We start from the raw sequence: 17,778 nt of genomic DNA on the forward strand, positions 1-17,778 counted from the left end.
GTAAGTGTCCGTGAAAACGGGGGTGAACCCCTCTGCGGCGGAATGCGTGCCGGGAACCACGTGGTAGGTCAGGATCTTGGTGAGCTTCGCCTTGTTCTCAGGCTTCAGCAGCGTATCGACCGTGCCTTTGGGCAGCTTCGCAAAGGCATCATTGGTAGGTGCGAACACCGTAAACGGCCCAGTCCCGGACAAGGTATCTACCAGGCCAGCCGCCTTTACGGCTGCCACCAAGGTGGTGAGATTCTTGGCAGTCGAAGCGTTCTCCACAATGGTCTTGGTGGGGTACATGGCCGCGCCGCCAACCATGGGGTTCTCAGCAGCCGAAACACTGACGGTAGCCAGACAAGCTGCTGCAATGCACGAAGCCATAGCCAAACGCCGAATTGAGTTGTACATGTGTATGTCCTCTTATCCCGAGCGCACAACGGTGTGCCCTGATAGCTACGGGGCAAGCCAGCGTCCGGATGCACTTGGAGGTCTGAAGCTACAAAAGGCTCCAGAGCGAGCCCCCCATTCAGTGAAAACATTCACGGCCACCTAACTCTGCGAACACGCAGACGTGACCTCGCTTGACCTGCATCAAGAGCCCCGTTGCGCCGCGCACCACACTAGCGGAACACCCCAACGGCTACTGCTTCATGAACCTCTCCGCTTCAGGAATCGACCCCGGGCAGCGCAAGCTCAACGGCCCGCAAACCACCGGGCGCGCCTACCGGAATCTCTCCCAGCCCGTCCACGAGGTGGTCCGCGAAGACGATGTCCCGGCCACCGTACGAGACGGTACCGACCTCATGGTCGATATCTACCGACCCGGCACCCCGGGCCGCTATCCGGTCCTGATCGCCGCGGCCCCCTATGCCCGGCAACTGCAGAACAGCGGTGCACCACTGGGCTTCATCGAGGCGGGGCAGTCGGACTTCTTCGTCCCCCGTGGCTACGTGCACGTCATCGCCAACCTCCGGGGCACCGGCGGCTCGGGTGGCACCTACACCTTCTCGGACAGCCAGGAGCGCCGCGACCTCTACGACCTGGTGGAGTGGGCGGCAGCGCAGCCCTGGTCGGACGGCAACGTCGGCATGGTGGGCATCAGCTACTTTGCCGGCACGCAGATGGCCGCGGCCGTCGAGCAGCCGCCGCACCTGAAGGCGATCATGCCCATTGCCGGCACCTACGACTTCTACAAGTCGTGCACCCACCACGGGCTGGGGTCCACCGGCTTCCTTACGCCGTTCCTGGCCATGATCGGCATGACCTCCACCAAGGGCGACAACGTCTTCCGCTCCAAGCTGGTCCAGGCCGCGAGCAAGGCGCTGCACCTGCCAGCGGTGCACAAGCGTTTCGAGCACTTCAACGGCGAAGCGATGATCGCCGGCCTCAAACTGCTGCTCAACCTGCCCCATCCGTCCTACCCGTGGGATGACCTCTGGCGCGCCGCGCTGGTCGAGCACCCTTACAAGGATGCCTGGTGGGATGACCGGGACATCCTGCCGCTGCTGGATCGCGTCACCATTCCCACCTACCTCGGCTGCGACTGGCGCAATGTCTCGCTGCACCTGCCGCACACGTTCTGGGCGCTCGACCGGCTCAAGAGCAGTCCACACGTGCAGGTGGCGATGATGGGCGAGTTCGGCCTCTCCTGGCCGTGGGAGAGCCTGCATGTTGAGGCGCTTGCCTGGTTCGATCACTGGCTGAAGGGGCAGGACACCGGCAGTCTGGAAGGCCCGCGTGTCCGCTACATACTGGAAGGCGATCCCGAATGGCGTGCCTCTGACACCTGGCCGCCTGCGCAGTCGGTCCACAGCGCCCTCGCACTGGGCGCCGACGGCGTCATGGGAGGGCAGGGCAGTGAGGGCGCTCGCCGCATGATGACCCTCGGCACCGGTATGAACCGGGTCCGCCTCAGTGAGACCGACCCGCCGGACCGACTGGTGTGGAACACGCCACCGTTGACCCACGACCTGGACATGGCGGGCGACATCGAGCTGAAGCTGGATGCGGTGTGCAGCGCGCCCGACGTGGCGTGGATCGTCTGCCTGCAGGACGTGGATCCCAAGGGCGGCATCGTCAACGTCACCCAGGGCTATCTGCGGGCAGGGCTGCGCGAGGTCGACGAGCGCGCGTCACGAATCGGTGCGCCCTGGCTGCCGTGCCGCAATTACCGGGCGGTGCCGGTGGGCGAGCGTGTTTCGTATCGCATTCCTATCGTGCCCAATGCCTATCGGTTCAAGGCGGGCCACACCATCCGGCTATTCCTGACCAACGACGACCAGGACAAGGACAAGCCGGCCATCGCCCAGTTCCGCCACGACGGCATCGGGCTGAACTGCATCAGCGACATCTTCTCATCGTCGGAACTGCTGATACCCACGCTGCCACGAGAAGGCCAGGGCATGATCTAGAATGGGGAAATGGCCCGCCGGGGCCAATACCGCCCACATTCAGCGAGTTTCCAAATGCAGTGGATTGACCTGCGCAGCGACACCGTCACCCAGCCAACGCCGGCCATGCGCCAGGCCATGGCCACCGCCGAAGTGGGGGATGACGTCTATCAGGACGATCCCACCGTAATCCAGCTCGAGCGCCTCGCTGCCGAGATGCTGGGCAAGGAAGATGCGCTGTTCGTCCCAACCGGCGTCTTCGGCAACCAGCTGGCCGTATTCACCCATTGCCGCCGCGGCGATGAAGTGATCGCCGGCGACGACTCCCACCTGGTCTGGCACGAGAACGGCGCTGCGGCGGTGATCAGTGGCGTGCAGCTGCGCACGATTGCCAGCAAGCAGGGTTTGTTGGAGCCCAGTGAGATCGAGTCCCGCATCCGGGTAGGGGAGGACATCCACATTCCCCGCACCGGGCTGATCTGCCTGGAGAACGCGCACGGCAACGGCCGCGTGATCCCATTGGCCGCGATGGAGGCCACAGCCGCCATCGCCCAAAGGCACGGCATTCCCATCCACCTGGATGGCGCACGCGTGTTCAACGCCGCTACCTATCTGGGGTGCGACGTAAAAGCGATCACCCAGCACGTGGACACAGTGATGTGCTGCCTCTCCAAGGGCCTCGCCGCACCGGTCGGCTCCATCCTGGCTGGCCCGGCGGCCTTCATCAAACGCGCCCGCTACAACCGCAAGCTACTGGGGGGCGGATGGCGTCAAGCAGGCGTCATCGCCGCGCCGGGCATCCTTGCGCTCACCGAAATGACCCAGCGACTGGACGTGGATCACGACAATGCCAGGTACCTGGCCGAGCGACTGGCGGAAGTGCCAGGCATCAACGTCGACATGGATGACGTCCACATCAACATGGTGTGGTTCGCGCTGCCGGAAGGGGTGGACATGCCTAGGCTGATGGACGCCCTGGAAGCTGAGGGCATCCGCGCCAACGGCGCGTACGGTGGCAAGATGCGGCTGGTGACCCATTGGCAGATCGACCGGGAAGCCATTGATAGAACCGTCACGGTGATCCGGAGCGTGGTGGAGAGGTAGTTCCGACATGCTCATCGGGCAACAACCTACGACCAGGACTTTCGAATGGAAACTGAAATCCGGAAACACGAGGAAGCACTGCGTCTGGCGATGCTCGCCAGTGATGTGGAGGCACTGGATGAACTGATCGCGGACGACCTGATCTTTGTGGGGCCGTCTGGCGAGGTCTTTCACAAGCAGGACGATCTGGCGTTGCACCGCTCCGGCAGGCAGAAGCTGACGCTGGCCGAGTGGGACTCCGTGGAGGTCACGGTGCGGGACCAGGTCGCCGTGACGACCGTAGCAGCCCGACTATCGGGAACCATCGATGGCACGGCGTTCTCTGGTCGCTTCAGGTACTGCCGGCTCTGGGTCAAGACGGACATCGGTTGGCAGGTGCTGGGCGGTTCTGTCGTCGCCCAGACCTGAGCCAAACTCGTCGTGCTGCTTGCTGCCTGCTGAAATCGGCTTACCAGCGGCGTCTCCGCTTGCCACCCTTTGCAGCCTGCGTGATCAGTGCGGCACTTCCAACTGCAATGGCATCTTCCACGGCGCCAGTGCTGGTTTGTCCGTACCTGGCAATCGCCCGCATGCGTAGATCGAACGTCACATAAGCCATGCCCACCGCTGCGGTAGCCCCCAACAGTGCGCCCAGCCCTCTGTGCCGATGGGGCGCCAGTGCCGCGCCGGCGATCATCCCGGTCGCGACCCGCGCCACCATGCCGGCTGGCACGATGCGATCAGGCGCTGTTTTCATTTTGTCGCCGATCAACTCGCCGCCCGCCAAAGCGAGCATGCCAGCAGAGGCGAGATTATTGGAAAGAAGACGCGGCGCACCATTATCGGCGGGAAGGTTGCCGCTACGGGCGGCATTGGTCACCGCAGCCAAGGGCGTCATCGCACGCATCCCGGCCACTGCTCCCATCAAGATCGAATGTATCAAGGCCATCTGGTTCTCCTGGCTATGGAACCGGTCGCTTGCCTTACGGCTTCGGCGGACGCTCGTAGTCTTCAGGCTTGGCGGTGTGCTCCGACTCCGGCATGTCCTTGTCCTTCCAGGTAGCGTCGTCGTTCCGAAGCTTGTCGGGCGTGTGCGCTTTGTCCTGATCAGCCACGTCCGCACCAGGGTTGAGAGGTAACTTGGTCATGGATCGCTCCAGGGTTTGGGGTGATATCCATGCTGAGCCTGGACCCATGAGCACAGCGTCTTGGTGGAGTCCACATCCCCACTACACAGCAGTCACCGACCGGGAACGCCATGGCAGGTATTTCTTGTTGCACTTATCACGCAAACAGGAGCGCCCGATGCGCGCGTTGACCTACCGCGGCAGCAAAGACGTTAGGGTGGACACGGTCCCGGATCCGACCCTGGCAGCACCCGACGACCTCATCCTGCGCGTCACGGCCACCGCCATCTGCGGCTCTGACCTTCACCTGTACCGCGGAAAGATCCCCGATCTTCACACCGGCGACGTGCTCGGTCACGAATTCATGGGCGTTGTGGAAGAGGTAGGCGGCGGCGTGACCGACCTGAGGCCGGGCGACCGCGTGGTGGTGCCGTTCGTCATCGCGTGCGGCGAGTGCTTCCACTGCAAGCTCGCTGAACACGCGGCGTGTGAGACCACGAATACCGGCAAGGGCGCAGCGGTAAACCAGAAGGGGATCCGTCCCCCGGCCGCGCTGTTTGGCTACAGCCATCTGTACGGCGGCGTATCAGGCGGGCAAGCTGAATATGTGCGGGTTCCCAAGGCGAACGTAGGCCCGCTGCGCGTGCCGGATGCGCTGCCCGACGAACAGGTACTCTTCCTTTCGGACATCCTGCCGACCGGCTACCAGGCCGCTATCAACGCAGGCGTCAAGCCGGGATCTACCGTAGCCATCTTCGGTGCCGGCCCGGTAGGCCTGATGGCGGCCGCGTGCTGTCGCCTGCTGGGCGCCGAGACAATCTTCATGGTCGACCATCTGGCATACCGCCTGGCATTCGCCGCGCAGACCTACGGCGTGACCCCGGTGGACTTCAGTCAGATCGAAGACCCGGCGCAGTACATCGTCACCCAGACCAATGGGCGCGGCGTGGATGCCTCCATTGAAGCGGTGGGCTTTGAAGCCGAAGGTAGCGCTCTGGAAACCGCATTGGCCACGCTGAAGGTGGAAGGCAGCAGCGGTGTTGCGATCCGCCAGTGCATCGCAGCCACCCGCCGCTGCGGCACCGTGAGCATCCCTGGCGTGTATTCGGGTTTCCTGCACGGCTTCCTTCTGGGCGACGCGTTCGACAAGGGCCTGACCTTCAAGATGGGCCAGACCCACGTGCAGGGGCTGATGCCTGAGCTGCTTGACTACATCGGGGAAGGCGCACTCGACCCGGGCGTGATCATCACCCATCGTCTTCCGCTCGAAGAGGCCGTACGCGGCTACGAACTCTTCGACCGTAAGGAGGAGGACTGCCGCAAGGTAATTCTCATTCCCTGAGAGACACGCTTGCGATCACAGGGCGCGGAACGATAGACAGCGTCGAAATTCAATTAGTGCAGGAAACACCGTGAGAAGCAACGCCGGCAGGATGGCAAACAGCCACATGGCAAGTGGGGCTGGCTCAAATGTAAGAGCAGCCCCCATGTGCCTGTCCGGCATGAACCAATAAACAGCGCCCACCGCCACCCACGGAGCGATGTCCAGAATGCTGTGAACGTGCTGCTCCACGGGGCGGATTGCCCGGGTTGGATAGGCCACCCGCGTGTCCCAGTAGCCTGTGACGGCATGACTGCACACCAGGATCAGGAGAATCGTCAATAGAGCAGGGGATGCCCGGAAGCAGAGCCAAAGGATCGTTGCAAGCCCGAGAATCCCAATCTGAACCAAGTGAAGTCTGGATTCCCTCAGTCCTGAGGTTGTTTCAATGCTGCTGGCTCTGTGCAGTACAAAGTCCATGCTCCCTGCAGACAGCCAGACCAGGTACAGCAGATGCCACCCGCTCACGTCCACGGCGGACAATCGCTATCGGCGACTACGCTGGAAGAACGGTTCATCGTGACTCCTGCATGCGGGCCAACGGTGGCGCTGGGGCGAATTCTAGAGATCCAACGCGCACGGCGATGTGTATTTCCTGAAAACGCCACCGAGCGGACGAATCATTTGACGCACCGTCTACGCCGCGATGACGCGCTGTGCCACCTGACGAGCGGATATTCGTACTCCAGTTTTTCCCAGGACGATGTTATGAGTGCATACCCACAGTTTCGGGCCGCGACGCCGCGAGTGACCAGAATCGAAATGGCAGATCTTTACGTGGGAGATGCCACCACCGCAGTCCAGCTGGACGCGATCCCCTGCGACGCATGGATCCAGAACCTGCAGGCACTGTTGAGTGCGTCCCCGGAGCTTGGTCGAACACGAGTGGAGGTTGAGGGTTCATGGGTCCACTTCATCGGGATTCCGAAAGCGGGTAGCCCGGTTGCATCCCAACTACTTGATCTGATCGCAGCTGTCGGCCATATGGCGTATGCACCTGCAGTCGTTCGTACGTCGTCGACCGCCCTGAAACCGGCCTGGGCGTGAAGCAAGATGCGCCGATCAATCCTATCCGCCTCAGCAGCACTTGCCTTGACCGCTTGCGGAGGTGGGAACACCGAGTCCAACGTCAAAGCCCCCGGGGCTGAGGAAACCGCCAAGACCAAGGTCCTGGAGACGGGCGCGGCGGTGCTTCAGAACCGTCCCCCAATCGAGGCCGTCAATGCCTACCTGGATGGATTTCATTTCTACAACGGTCAAATGAAGGTCCAGATGGAGGCGCACCATTACTGCGCCATCCTGAACGAGGATGTCATTCAGTGCACGATCTACGATGGCAACGTGAAAGATGCCAAGTTGATGGGTGTGGAGTACATCATCAGTGAGAAGCTGTTCACCGGTCTGCCTGAGCAGGAAAAGGCGCTCTGGCATAGCCACGTCCATGAGGTGAAATCCGGGCAGCTGGTCGCGCCAGGCATTCCAGAGCTGGCCGAGCATGAGCTTATGGAAAAACTTGTTCACACTTATGGAAAGACCTGGCATACCTGGCACACCGATCTCGACAAGGATCTACCCCGGGGAATGCCGCAGTTGATGATGGGTTTCACGGCGGACCGGCAAGCCGATCCCGCGATGGTCGCAGCCCGGGATTCCCGGCTGGGCGTCAACAGTGGAGACAAGCGAGAACGTCGCGCCGATATTCCCGTCCCCGCCATTGATCCGGCGGCAGACGCTTGGCAAAAGGGCAGGGTGATCCAGATCCACGACCCGACCGGCGAACATGTTCACGGTAGTGGGCCTTGACTCCTCAGCGGCGCAGATAGCTCGCCAGTTTAAGGACACGCGCCGCCTTTGAATCCTCCAGGAGCCGTAACGCGGTCTTTCGTAGTGAACCTATGCCAGCCACCGCCTCCTGCACCACGATCGTGTCGTACTCCCTGGCATTGCTATCGAAGCAGGTGGCGGCGATACAGGACTCGGCGGTCATTCCTGCAACGACGAGCTCGCTGACCCCCAGCTTGGCAAGCAGCACGGTCAGCGGGGTGGCCAGGAAGGCAGAATGCTTGGGCTTGAGCACGAAGTAGTCACCGGGCTGAGGTTGCAGCACCTGGGCAATCTCTGAAGATGCGCCCTCCGTAGCCAGACAGAGCCCCACCAGCTCCTTGAAGTCCATCTGCCAGTTGGCAAAGTTGTCATTGGCATAGATGACCGGGTTACCCCGCTCGCGAAAGCGCCGCGCTAGCACCGCGATCTTCCCGGCGGCCCGCAAGGCCCTCGGCTTCACCTGGTCAGCTTCCGGGAAGTCGAACAGCGTGAACATGTCGATGATCAGAAGTGCAGGAATGGACTGACTCATGGAATCTCCGGCCTCCTAATCGCCGGTCTGGCCATGCGGGGCGGCCAATGGCTTCGACTGGGGCGAATCCTTCTGACGCAGGAAGATGGTCAGGATGACAAGTGACAGTACNGATGACAAGTGACAGTACCGCCAGGAATTCGCTTTGCCAGTTCTGGAAGGACTCGAACCAGAAGCTGCTGCTCCAGAGGTGTTCCCAGCATGTCGGGGCGGGCTGTCCCAGCGCCAGCTGCTCTTCGACCTCCGCACGCCAGCTGCCCGCCAGGTGCAGGGAGAAGCTCATAACGAACAGGGCGCCGAAGGTGATCGCCAGGGAGTGGCCGTACAACGTCTTCCAGAGCCCCCCCTTGCGGACGGCCCACGGGGTGGGACCAGGCTCAACACGATCTTCTTCCTGGGCTTCGTCCAGTGGCCGGGATTCAGCGGACCCCTTCTGGCGAAGGGTGACAGTCAACAGAACATACATGCCCATCTGGAGGAACTCGCTCTCCCAGTTCTCGAACGTGGCGCTGACGAAGTGCCCGCTCTGGAGGTACTCCCACAGGTCCAACGATGCACGGTGTGCGTCCGCGAGCTCCTGATTGTGCGCCAGAAAGCCGGTCCACACCTGCCCGCCCAGGAAGCAGAGAAGGAGCAGGAGCAGCACGATGGATAAACCGTTACGTTTCCACATGAGCATACGGCCCAGAGTTGACCAAGCGACGCGGCGTTTGCCCTTCCAGTACGAGTTGCGTGGAGGGGCGGCATCCTGTGCCGCCCTCCAAGGTGTACATCACGCCGCTTGGGCGGCCTTGGCGTTACCGCCGGACTTCGCCAGGAGGGTCAACTTCTCATCGGTTGCCTTCTCTTCCTCCAAGGTCTCAAGAAGGAGCGGCAGCGCGTCCTTGTACCCAAGCTGCTTGGCGATCGCCGCGATGGTGCCATACGAGGCAATCTCGTAATGCTCCACCTTCTGGGCGCCACCGATCAACGCAGCGTCGCGCACTGGGCCCTTGTCAACCGAGTCAATGACTTCCTTGCCTTCCTCGACCAACCCTTCCATGGCTGCGCACTTGATGCGCTTGAGGCGGATGCCCAGTACTTCGACTACCTGGTCGATGCGCTCGATCTGACCCTGCGTTTCTTCAAGGTGGGTCTCAAACGCGGCAGCCAGGTCGGGATTTTCTGCCGCCCGAGCCAAACGCGGAAGCGCCTTGGTCAGCTGCTTCTCTGCGCTGTAGATATCGGAAAGCTCGTGGACGAACAGCTCTTCAAGGGTTTTAATCGCCATGTATCGATCCTCTGGTGGAAGGGCTTATAGGTTGGCGCCGGCGATGCTCAAGGACCGTGAAGCCAAATGCTCAGGCGAAGAGGTTTTCTTCACGTGGCATCCGGGTTTTCCTCACCGTCAAGCCGTTTAGCAGGGTCATGGAACCCTTGTCCGGCCAGCCCTGATGCATGCAGAATCGGGGTAGGACAAAGGGGGCTACATGGACGCACGTTTGGCAATGATCACCTTGGGGTTGCTGGTTTCGTCGACAGCGGCCGCGCAGATGCACACCGCCACAGGGCCCAGCCCCAAGCCTGCGCCAGTCGTGCCAAAGGCGGCCTACAACTCCATGTCGAAGACCACCACGCCTTTCAACTGCGAGCAGTATCGGTCGCCCAATCACCCGGATCCAAGAGTGAAGCTCTACTGCGACCAACTGGAAGCGAGCACACTTCAGGGTGAGGCACGCCGCGCCGGGCGCCCAGGACCCTCTGACGACGTGATGAAGCTGCCGGCATTGGGCAGTGATGCGGCCGCCAAGTCAGGACGCGCATGTGTGAGTGGTCAGGCGATGCGCAAGCTGGCCAATGGGTGGGAGCAGGTCTCGTCACCCGCTGGTGGATGGCAGCGGTGCAGGGCAGAGTAGAGACCAACTGAATGAGAAGCGCCCACCTGCAATCTTGGAGCGCCCCGTCCAATACACGGTTTAATCACCGAACCGACTGATCGAGCAACACGCTGGCAAGGAGAGCTTTGTGCTGGGACAGGTTATCAGGTATGTGCCACTTACTTTTTGCATGTTGTTCTCTAGTGGATGCGCAGTCGCCCAGGCCGCACCTTCCGATGAAGATCGAGTTGCTGAAGAGTTGGTAGCGATGGAATTGAGGGATCAAGAGGTAAGAAGCGCACAGAAGGTTGACGTGAAAGAAGTACTCAGAGTTGATGCACGGAACACCGAGCGGCTCAAGGAGATCATCAAGTCGATCGGCTGGCCGCGGATATCTGCGGTCGGAAGAAAGGCAGCCGATGCTGCCGCATTACTGGCCCTTCATGCTGATCGAGATCCGCAGTTTCAGCACCGAGCCTTGGAATTGATGCAGCCACTGGTTGAGATGAAGGAAGTGAACCCAGAGCAATTTGCCTATCTTTGGGACCGGACGCACGTTCCTCAGCGATTTGGAACACAGGGGGGATGTCATCGCACTGCGTGGGTTCCAGACGAAGTTGAAGATCCCGCTCAAGTTGAGTCGCGAAGGGCAGCGATGGGTATGAGGCCTCTTTCCGAGTACGTTGCGATAGCCAGTGAGATGCTTTGCCAGGCCAAGCAGTGAAATCTGGGTCTGTCTGCGCGGCATGTGCCAGTAGCGACAGCTTGGAAGCGACGTCGTAGAGACCTCATCGCCCGCCCTTGCAAGCCCGAACTGCGACCCAGTGCCTTGGTAAATGCGGGCTAGCACACGAATCTCCGCGAACTGATCCTATCGCGACATGCTCTTTCCAGCCGCGCTGACGTGCGGCCCCGGTGATAGAGGAATTCGATTTCCAGTACGCTCACTGCGGTCGCATGGTGTCTCCTGGGTGTCAGAACCCGATAGCTGAATGCAAGTTGGTTGACCTGTGTCGGGAGGGTGGCGGAATACAACACCCTCGCGGGAATACGTCGCACCGTATCAGTTATCGCGGTTCTGAACCTCCCGACTCCCTCGCCATCCCGGCGAGGGACAACACAGAGGAGAACCATCATGCACGACGACTGGACTAACTTGACCCCCGACCAACGAGCGCTTCTCAAGGGCTTCTGGCGCGCGCCGAAGAGCGTAATGATCAATGCGCTTCATCATGACGGGCTCGAAACATATCCCGGCTGCCCAACCATTCCATGTCTGAAGGCGAGGGGGCTGTGGATGCGCGGACTGGGCATTGAGCCGGGAAGGCGGATGTATCTGGGCACCGGCCCCGGGGTAATGGTGCTTGCCGCCGACCCGTCACCGGAGGCCCTCTCCAAGGTGATGGTCCGATTCGAAAAGACCGGCGGCAGCTGGAAGTTGGGCCTGCCTGGATGACGGTTGCGCCGAACGGGGCGGCGGAGTCGCCGCCCCGGGATGGAGAAACTTGATTACTTGAGCGGTGGGTCGCTCTGCTGGTAGGTACCTACGACTTCGCCACTTCCAACAACGTGTCCTTTGGCCGCCTGCAGCACCTGATCACGCGACGCCCCAGGCTTCAGCTCAAGCATCGCGTCCAGCGCCAGCAGTTGGAAGTGGTAATGGTGGGGCGGGTCCCCGACTGGCGGCTTGGGCCCGAAGTAACCCACCGAACCACGGCTGTTGATGCCTTGCATCATTCCCGCGGGCTTAAGAAGCCTCGGATCCGTGGGCAGCCCTTCCGTCAGGCCGTTCGCCGTCACCGGAATGTTGTACGCCACCCAATGGACGAACGGCTTCGGTTCCGCAGCATCCGGATCTTCCATGATCAGCACATACGACTTTGCGTTGGGCACCGGCGTCCACGACAGCGGCGGAGAAGCATCGTCGTGGTAGGCGCTGAAGCGCGGCGGAAGGGGTTGGCCTTCGGCGAAGGCGGGGGAACTGACGCTGGCATTGCCGGCTTGCCCGACGCGTTGCAGCACCAAGGGAACCCCAGAGCCGTCCTTGACCTGGGCCATCAGCACGTCGCCAGGCACGACCGTGGGTTCGGCGGCCGCCGACGGTCCGGTGCCATAGCTCACACGATAGATCATGCCGTTGGCGTCGTCTCCGACAAGCAAGGCGCCGCCCTTGGTCACGGCCAGGCCAACCGGGCGCGCGATGTGCGACTTCCCGGCGTCAGCCAGGAATCCGGTCAGGAACGGCTCAACGCCCGCCGGCTTTCCGTTCTCAAAGCGTATCCGCACCACTTCGTAGCCTGAGGCGGGTTTACGATTCCAGGAGCCTCGCATGGTCACGAACGCATCGTCGCGAAATTCGGCGGGGAACTGCGCCCCGGTGTAAAACACCAACTGCATCGGAGCCGCGTGGGCCGTGTAGCCCAGCGTCATGGGCTCGCTCATCGCCGCCCATTGCTTCTTGCTGATCTGCCCCGGCGGCGTGCTTTGCGGGTTTTCTCCATCCTTGCCCCAGATGTGGGGCCAACCGTATTGCTTGCCTTTCTGAATCCGGTTGAGTTCTTCGGGCTGCTCGTTGTCACCCAGATAATCGATGCCGTGGTCCATGCCCCACAGCTCGCCGGTTTTGGGATCCCACGCGAAGCCGATGGTGTTTCGCAATCCGCTGGCGAAGATGGAGCGGGTCTTGCCATCCGGCGAAGCTCGCAGCAGCGTGGCGTGCTCAGGGTTGGTCTCATTACAGGCGTTACAGGAAGACCCGACGCTGATGTAAAGCATCCCGTCCGGGCCAAACGCCAAGGTCCGATTGGGGTGCTGACCCCCGTCGGGCAGGTCGTTGATGATCCGCTCCTCCTGCCCCAACGTGCCGTCAGGTCGGATGCGGGCCCGGTAGACATCATTCACCGTGGCCACATACAACATCCCATTCGCGACGGCCAACCCGTGAGAGCCCGGCCGAGTGAATACGACCTTCGGCTCTGCATCGAGAACGCCGTCATCGTTCTGGTCTTCCAGCAGCAGCACATCGCCCTGGTCGCGCCGCGATACATAAATTCGCCCGTCGGGAGCAACGGCAATGATGCGCGGATTCTGCAGGCCTTGGGCCAAGGGCCGAACCTGGAACCCGTTCGGGACCTTCAGGGCTTGGATGCGGCTGGGCGTAGCCTCGATCTTGCCTGGCTTGAAGGTGTGCACGCCGGCCTGGACGTCGGTGCCGTCACCCTGCTGGGCGAACACTGCGGGGGAGGCTAGCAGGAGTAGCAGTAGCGCAGATCGATTCATCGTCAGGTCCAAGCGCATCGGGACGTTCAGCTTCCGCCCAAGACGATCAACAGATCGCGAATGGCGTGCATGCATCTTGTTACGAGCACACGCGCAGCAGGGACACCACCACATGTGAAAGAAAGCTGTGCGCTTTTGGTAGGCCCATCGCCAATCCTTCACGACAGGTTCGCTTCATACATATGCATTGCCCAGTAGCGTTTGGGCAACACCCACACGATGTTGTCCCAGCCAACGCCAGAGGACCCACCATGTTTCTGCACCATAAAAAGCTCATGTATACCGTCCGGGTCGAACGTTCTGACCCAGCCCTTGCCACCCTGATGCTGGAACAGTTCGGCGGCCCCCAAGGGGAGTTGGCCGCTGCGATGCGCTACTTCACCCAGGCACTGGGAGAAACCGATCCGGGCAGGAAAGACCTCCTGTTTGACATCGCCACCGAAGAAATCAGCCACCTGGAAATCATCGGCACCATCATTGCCATGCTCAACCAAGGCCCCAAGGCCGTGCAGTCCGAGGGCATGGCCGAGGTGGAGGACATGCGTAACCTGGGCGGCAACAGCACCAGTCACACGCAACAGATCCTCTACGGCGGCGGCCCTGCGCTCGTGAACTCCAGTGGCGTGCCTTGGAATGCCTCGTATGTCGACTCCATAGGCGAGCCTAGTGCGGATTTGCGTTCGAACATCGCCGCCGAGGCACGCGCCAAGATCGTCTACGAGCGGCTCATCAACGTGACGGATGATCCGGGCATCAAGGACGCATTGCGCTTCCTGATGACACGTGAAATCGCGCATCAGAAGTCATTTGAAAAGGCGCTCTACAGCATTCGCCCCAACTTCCCGCCCGGCAAGATGCCCGGCGATCCGGCTTTCACTGACCTCTACATGGACATGTCTCAAGGCGAAGGCGACGCCACCGGGAGCTGGAACAGCGGCGATCTCTGGGAGCAGGTCAGCGATCGCGATGCCCAGGGAGCATTGGACGGCGGCGACGGCGACTGTTCGGTCGGCCTCTCTGAGCGCGAGAAGCTGGCGTTGGAGGCGGTCAGCTTGCGCACGCTTTCGGATCCGGAAGAAGATCCACTTACGGGCGCCGAACTGGCCACGGGCGACGGTGCGGGCGCAACGAAGAGCCCAGCGAGGGAACCTTGAGCGACGTTCGCTTCGATAACGACGATGTGAGGATAAAACCGTGACAGACGATAAGAGCAAGACAGGCGGCCCCGACCGCGAGCGGATCAACGTCAATGAGGACTACGAGCTTCAGTATTGGACCAACGCCTTCGGGGTCTCGGCAGATGAACTACGTGAAGCCGTCAAAGCAGTAGGTCCAACAGCCGCTGCGGTGCGGCAGCACCTGGGCAAGTAGGTCGCCGGCATGTCCTTGGTCGAATACCGTCGCAAGCGTCGCTTTGATCAGACCAAGGAGCCCGAGCCCGGCAAGGCGCTGCCAACCGGGCAGCGGGCCATTTTCGTCGTTCAGCTCCACCACGCCAGCCGCCGCCATTACGACTTCCGCCTGCAGGTGGGGGACGCCCTTAAGAGTTGGGCGGTGCCAAAGGGTCCCAGCTACGATCCCAAGGTCAAGCGGATGGCGGTGGAGGTCGAGGATCACCCCGTAGACTACGCCTCCTTCGAGGGCGAAATCCCCAAGGGGCAATATGGGGGCGGTCATGTCGCGCAGTTCGATCACGGCGTCTGGGCCACGAATGGTGACCCGGAAGCGCAGCTTGCAAAAGGGCATCTCCGCTTTGAGCTCTTCGGCACCAAGCTCAAGGGCGGCTGGCACCTGGTCCGCTCTGGCAAACCTGCACGTCAGCCGCAGTGGCTGCTGTTCAAAGAGGACGATGCATTTGCAGGGCATCTGGAGGCTGACGATCTCCTGGCGGATGTGGCACCCGCTCCCGCCGAAGACCTCAAGCGAGCGGGCGCGGGCAAGAGCGGCAAAAAGAAGCTGACTGCTGTTCCGGTGAAGCGAGCCCGCAGGAAAGACTGGGCGAAGAAGGCCTTGGCACTCTCTGGCGCTGTGACGGCGAAACCTCCCGCTGGGCCCTTCGAGCCGCAGCTGGCCAAGCTCGGAGATGCGCCCCCGAAGGGGGAGCAGTGGGTTCATGAGATCAAATGGGATGGCTATCGCATTCTCGCGACGATCAACGACGGCGAGGTGCGCTTGTGGTCCCGCAACGCGCTGGAGTGGACGCACAAGATTCCTGAAATCCGGGACGCCGTGGCCGCGTTAGGGCTGAAGTCTGGCGCGCTGGACGGCGAGCTCATCGCCGGCAGCGGTACGAAGGAGGACTTCAACCTGCTTCAGGCTACCTTGTCAGGCGAGCGGCAAGGCACGCTGGCCTATGCGTTGTTCGATCTGCTCCATATCGATGGGGTCGACATCGCCAATGCGCCCTTGGTAGATCGCAAGGCTCTTCTGCAGGCGCTGTTGGAAGGTTCTACGGGCCACTTGGCCTACAGTTCCCACATCGAAGGCGACGGAGAATCGGCCTATCAGCTGGCGGGCGAGCGCCATTTTGAAGGCATCATCTCCAAGCGGGCTGATCGGGCCCATCACGGAGGCAGAAGCGAGGATTGGACGAAGACCAAGCAGCTGACCAGCGACGAGTTCGCCGTGGTGGGTTACACGGCGCCAAAAGGCAACCGCACGGGCTTCGGTTCCCTTCTGCTGGCCAAGCCGGATCCAAAGCACGGCTGGCTCTACGTGGGCCGCGTGGGCTCCGGGTTTTCCGATGTCCTTATCAAAGAACTAACCCACCTCATCGGGCGGGCTGGCGGGAAGACCCCTACGGCCCATGTGCCCACCCAGGAGACGGACCTCCGGTCAGCGACCTGGTTCACCCCCCGGTTCGTCGTGGAGGTGTTCTACCGAGGTATCGGAGGACAGCAACTGCTCCGTCAGCCCTCCCTGAAGGCGGTGAGGGGCGATAAAGACGTGGCGGACTTGATGGACTCGGATAGAAACGGAACGACCACAGAAGTTGGCAAGGGTGCGATATCGAATGCGGCTCGCAAAGCGACGACGAGCGCCCGCAGGCCGGCAACGAAAACGGCCAGTGAGCCACGGAACGCTCCCAAGCTCTCCAGCCCCGCCAAACTGATATTCCCGGACATCAAGGCCACCAAACGGGACGTCTGGGACTATTACACGGCAGTAATGGACCATCTACTGCCCGAAATCATTGATCGCCCTTTATCGATCATCCGTTGCCCCAGTGGTACCGGAAGACCGTTCTTCTTTCAGAAGCACCACACCGCCGGCCTGGAACTGGTGGACTCGGTTCGGCTCAAGGAAGACAGCGGAATAAACGCGCATTATCTGGTCGTGAGAGACGCGGCCAGCCTCCTGGAGCTGGTGCAGTTCAACGCGCTGGAGTTCCACCCGTGGGGCAGCCATGCGGAAGCGCCAGACAGGGCGGATCGCGTGGTCTTCGACCTGGATCCAGGCCCAGAGGTTCCGTTCTCCGAGGTCAAGAGGGCGGCAGTGGAAATTCGCAAGCTCCTTGGGCAGCTGGAGCTGGAGTCATTCCTGCGCGTCTCCGGGGGCAAGGGTCTGCACGTGGTCGTGCCATTGAACCCCGGGTGCGACTGGGACTTGACCAAGCGCTTCGCCAAAGGGTTTGCAGAGGCGTTGGCACAATCCGAGCCGACCCGCTTCCTTTCCACCTCTACCATCCTGCTGACGGAGTAGCGTCCGCCTATCGACGGATACGCAACGCGACGAGCCACTTTGAGGTGATGGAGTTGGGGCGTGCAATGACAGGAGCCAGGCGCTTCCCGTATTGGTCAATGCATTGGATTCCTGTTGATCAGTCCGATCTTGCTGAAGCCACGAGGGCTGAATGGGCTGCGTTGGTGCAGCGCAGCCATCCGCGAGGTCAACGCGCCACGGGTGTAGACAGAATCAGCCAGCTCGTTGCGCCGCATCTGAACTGATCAGCGAGAACCGATCTGCCACGTCTTCGGCGCTGTCGCCAAGGACACGCCAGTCCAAGACCGCGGCAGCAACGCAACCGTCCTTGATGCAGCCCATGGCCTCCGGCGTCGATCTGGCCCAGCAAACATTGTAGCCAGCCATGGAAAGCACCTCGCTCAGCAGCGCTGCAAAGTCCGCGTCGTCTTCGAGCACGAGAATTTTGTCGTGCAAGGACGTAGCTCGTCATCTGCGTGACCTGGACGATCGGTACGAGCGAGCTTTGGACGTGGTCGCCAATGCCCGGGAGCTCGTATTGGGGAGCTCTCAGCTGCTCAGCACTCAGACCGAGTTCCAGACGAACGAGCGGATGAAGCTGCTGACATTCGTTACC

18 protein-coding genes and 2 pseudogenes are annotated in these 17,778 nt (G+C 61.6%); 10 read left to right on the top strand and 10 right to left on the bottom strand.

Annotated features, from left to right (window positions below):
* The coding region (locus C2U58_RS01955) for a fasciclin domain-containing protein (RefSeq protein ID WP_102944355.1) at positions 1-396 on the bottom strand (396 nt) is incomplete at its 3' end.
* A gap of 242 nt (positions 397-638) precedes the next feature.
* Between C2U58_RS01955 and C2U58_RS01960 the strand changes: the two genes are divergently transcribed.
* From C2U58_RS01960 to C2U58_RS01970, 3 genes are read left to right on the top strand one after another with little or no spacing between them, the layout of a single operon-like run.
* On the top strand, positions 639-2,399 hold the full coding sequence (locus tag C2U58_RS01960) for a CocE/NonD family hydrolase (RefSeq protein WP_102944321.1): 1,761 nt from the start codon (positions 639-641) through the stop codon (positions 2,397-2,399).
* Positions 2,400-2,408: 9 nt separating this feature from the next.
* A complete protein-coding gene (gene ltaE / locus C2U58_RS01965; RefSeq protein WP_216362370.1) occupies positions 2,409-3,482 on the top strand; it encodes a low-specificity L-threonine aldolase in 1,074 nt (357 codons plus the stop codon).
* 45 nt (positions 3,483-3,527) lie between these two features.
* Positions 3,528-3,890 carry a nuclear transport factor 2 family protein gene (locus C2U58_RS01970; RefSeq protein WP_102944323.1) on the top strand — a complete coding sequence of 121 codons (363 nt, stop codon included), beginning with the start codon at positions 3,528-3,530 and terminating at the stop codon, positions 3,888-3,890.
* Between the two features lie 40 nt (positions 3,891-3,930).
* Here the strand turns inward: C2U58_RS01970 and C2U58_RS01975 are convergent, their stop codons facing one another.
* Together C2U58_RS01975 and C2U58_RS19985 are read right to left on the bottom strand one after the other, a co-directional pair.
* On the bottom strand, positions 3,931-4,410 hold the full coding sequence (locus C2U58_RS01975) for a DUF4126 domain-containing protein (protein ID WP_102944324.1): 480 nt from the start codon (positions 4,408-4,410) through the stop codon (positions 3,931-3,933).
* Between the two features lie 34 nt (positions 4,411-4,444).
* Positions 4,445-4,609, bottom strand: a complete 165-nt coding sequence (locus tag C2U58_RS19985; RefSeq protein WP_172448051.1) for a hypothetical protein — start codon at positions 4,607-4,609, stop codon at positions 4,445-4,447.
* A gap of 157 nt (positions 4,610-4,766) precedes the next feature.
* Between C2U58_RS19985 and C2U58_RS01980 the strand changes: the two genes are divergently transcribed.
* Positions 4,767-5,930: a zinc-dependent alcohol dehydrogenase gene (locus C2U58_RS01980; protein ID WP_102944325.1), complete on the top strand. Its 1,164-nt coding sequence runs from the start codon at positions 4,767-4,769 to the stop codon at positions 5,928-5,930.
* 15 nt (positions 5,931-5,945) lie between these two features.
* On the opposite strand, the gene C2U58_RS01985 is transcribed toward C2U58_RS01980, so the two are convergent.
* Positions 5,946-6,389, bottom strand: coding sequence for a hypothetical protein (locus C2U58_RS01985; protein WP_253256616.1), 444 nt, complete (start codon positions 6,387-6,389; stop codon positions 5,946-5,948).
* A 633-nt stretch (positions 6,390-7,022) separates the two neighbouring features.
* Here C2U58_RS01985 and C2U58_RS01990 point away from each other — a divergent pair.
* On the top strand, positions 7,023-7,772 hold the full coding sequence (locus C2U58_RS01990) for an OBAP family protein (protein ID WP_102944326.1): 750 nt from the start codon (positions 7,023-7,025) through the stop codon (positions 7,770-7,772).
* Positions 7,773-7,776: 4 nt separating this feature from the next.
* Here the strand turns inward: C2U58_RS01990 and C2U58_RS01995 are convergent, their stop codons facing one another.
* From C2U58_RS01995 to C2U58_RS02005, 4 genes and pseudogenes are all read right to left on the bottom strand, one after another.
* Positions 7,777-8,325 (bottom strand): isochorismatase family cysteine hydrolase, encoded by a 549-nt coding sequence (locus C2U58_RS01995; RefSeq protein WP_102944327.1) that lies wholly within the window; start codon positions 8,323-8,325, stop codon positions 7,777-7,779.
* Between the two features lie 15 nt (positions 8,326-8,340).
* On the bottom strand, positions 8,341-8,436 hold a 96-nt coding region (locus C2U58_RS20410), incomplete at its 5' end, for a DUF6766 family protein (protein WP_343125460.1).
* Between the two features lies 1 nt (position 8,437).
* Positions 8,438-8,998: pseudogene (locus tag C2U58_RS02000) on the bottom strand (DUF6766 family protein); the annotation flags it as partial.
* Between the two features lie 99 nt (positions 8,999-9,097).
* The gene (locus C2U58_RS02005; RefSeq protein ID WP_070206169.1) at positions 9,098-9,595 is read right to left on the bottom strand and encodes a DUF892 family protein; all 498 of its coding nucleotides are present in this window, start codon (positions 9,593-9,595) and stop codon (positions 9,098-9,100) included.
* Positions 9,596-10,371: 776 nt separating this feature from the next.
* Here C2U58_RS02005 and C2U58_RS19775 point away from each other — a divergent pair.
* Together C2U58_RS19775 and C2U58_RS02015 are read left to right on the top strand one after the other, a co-directional pair.
* Entirely contained in the window at positions 10,372-10,905 is a 534-nt protein-coding gene (locus C2U58_RS19775; protein ID WP_146033383.1) for a DUF6624 domain-containing protein, read from the top strand.
* Between the two features lie 411 nt (positions 10,906-11,316).
* Positions 11,317-11,637 (top strand): hypothetical protein, encoded by a 321-nt coding sequence (locus tag C2U58_RS02015; RefSeq protein WP_102944328.1) that lies wholly within the window; start codon positions 11,317-11,319, stop codon positions 11,635-11,637.
* Positions 11,638-11,690: 53 nt separating this feature from the next.
* On the opposite strand, the gene C2U58_RS02020 is transcribed toward C2U58_RS02015, so the two are convergent.
* Complete coding sequence (locus C2U58_RS02020; RefSeq protein WP_216362371.1) at positions 11,691-13,478, bottom strand: YbhB/YbcL family Raf kinase inhibitor-like protein; 1,788 nt, start codon at positions 13,476-13,478, stop codon at positions 11,691-11,693.
* A 233-nt stretch (positions 13,479-13,711) separates the two neighbouring features.
* On the opposite strand from C2U58_RS02020, the gene C2U58_RS02025 reads away from it, so the two are divergent.
* From C2U58_RS02025 to ligD, 3 genes and pseudogenes are all read left to right on the top strand, one after another.
* Positions 13,712-14,614 carry a manganese catalase family protein gene (locus C2U58_RS02025; protein ID WP_102944329.1) on the top strand — a complete coding sequence of 301 codons (903 nt, stop codon included), beginning with the start codon at positions 13,712-13,714 and terminating at the stop codon, positions 14,612-14,614.
* A 40-nt stretch (positions 14,615-14,654) separates the two neighbouring features.
* Positions 14,655-14,831 carry a DUF3606 domain-containing protein gene (locus C2U58_RS02030; protein WP_102944330.1) on the top strand — a complete coding sequence of 59 codons (177 nt, stop codon included), beginning with the start codon at positions 14,655-14,657 and terminating at the stop codon, positions 14,829-14,831.
* A 9-nt stretch (positions 14,832-14,840) separates the two neighbouring features.
* Positions 14,841-17,314, top strand: a pseudogene (ligD, locus tag C2U58_RS02035) (DNA ligase D); the annotation flags it as partial.
* A 61-nt stretch (positions 17,315-17,375) separates the two neighbouring features.
* Here ligD and C2U58_RS19990 read toward each other — a convergent pair.
* On the bottom strand, positions 17,376-17,618 hold the full coding sequence (locus tag C2U58_RS19990) for a hypothetical protein (protein ID WP_172448052.1): 243 nt from the start codon (positions 17,616-17,618) through the stop codon (positions 17,376-17,378).
* Positions 17,619-17,778 lie beyond the last annotated feature (160 nt).

This window comes from Stenotrophomonas sp. VV52 (assembly GCF_002893095.1).
GTDB lineage: Bacteria > Pseudomonadota > Gammaproteobacteria > Xanthomonadales > Xanthomonadaceae > Stenotrophomonas > Stenotrophomonas aracearum.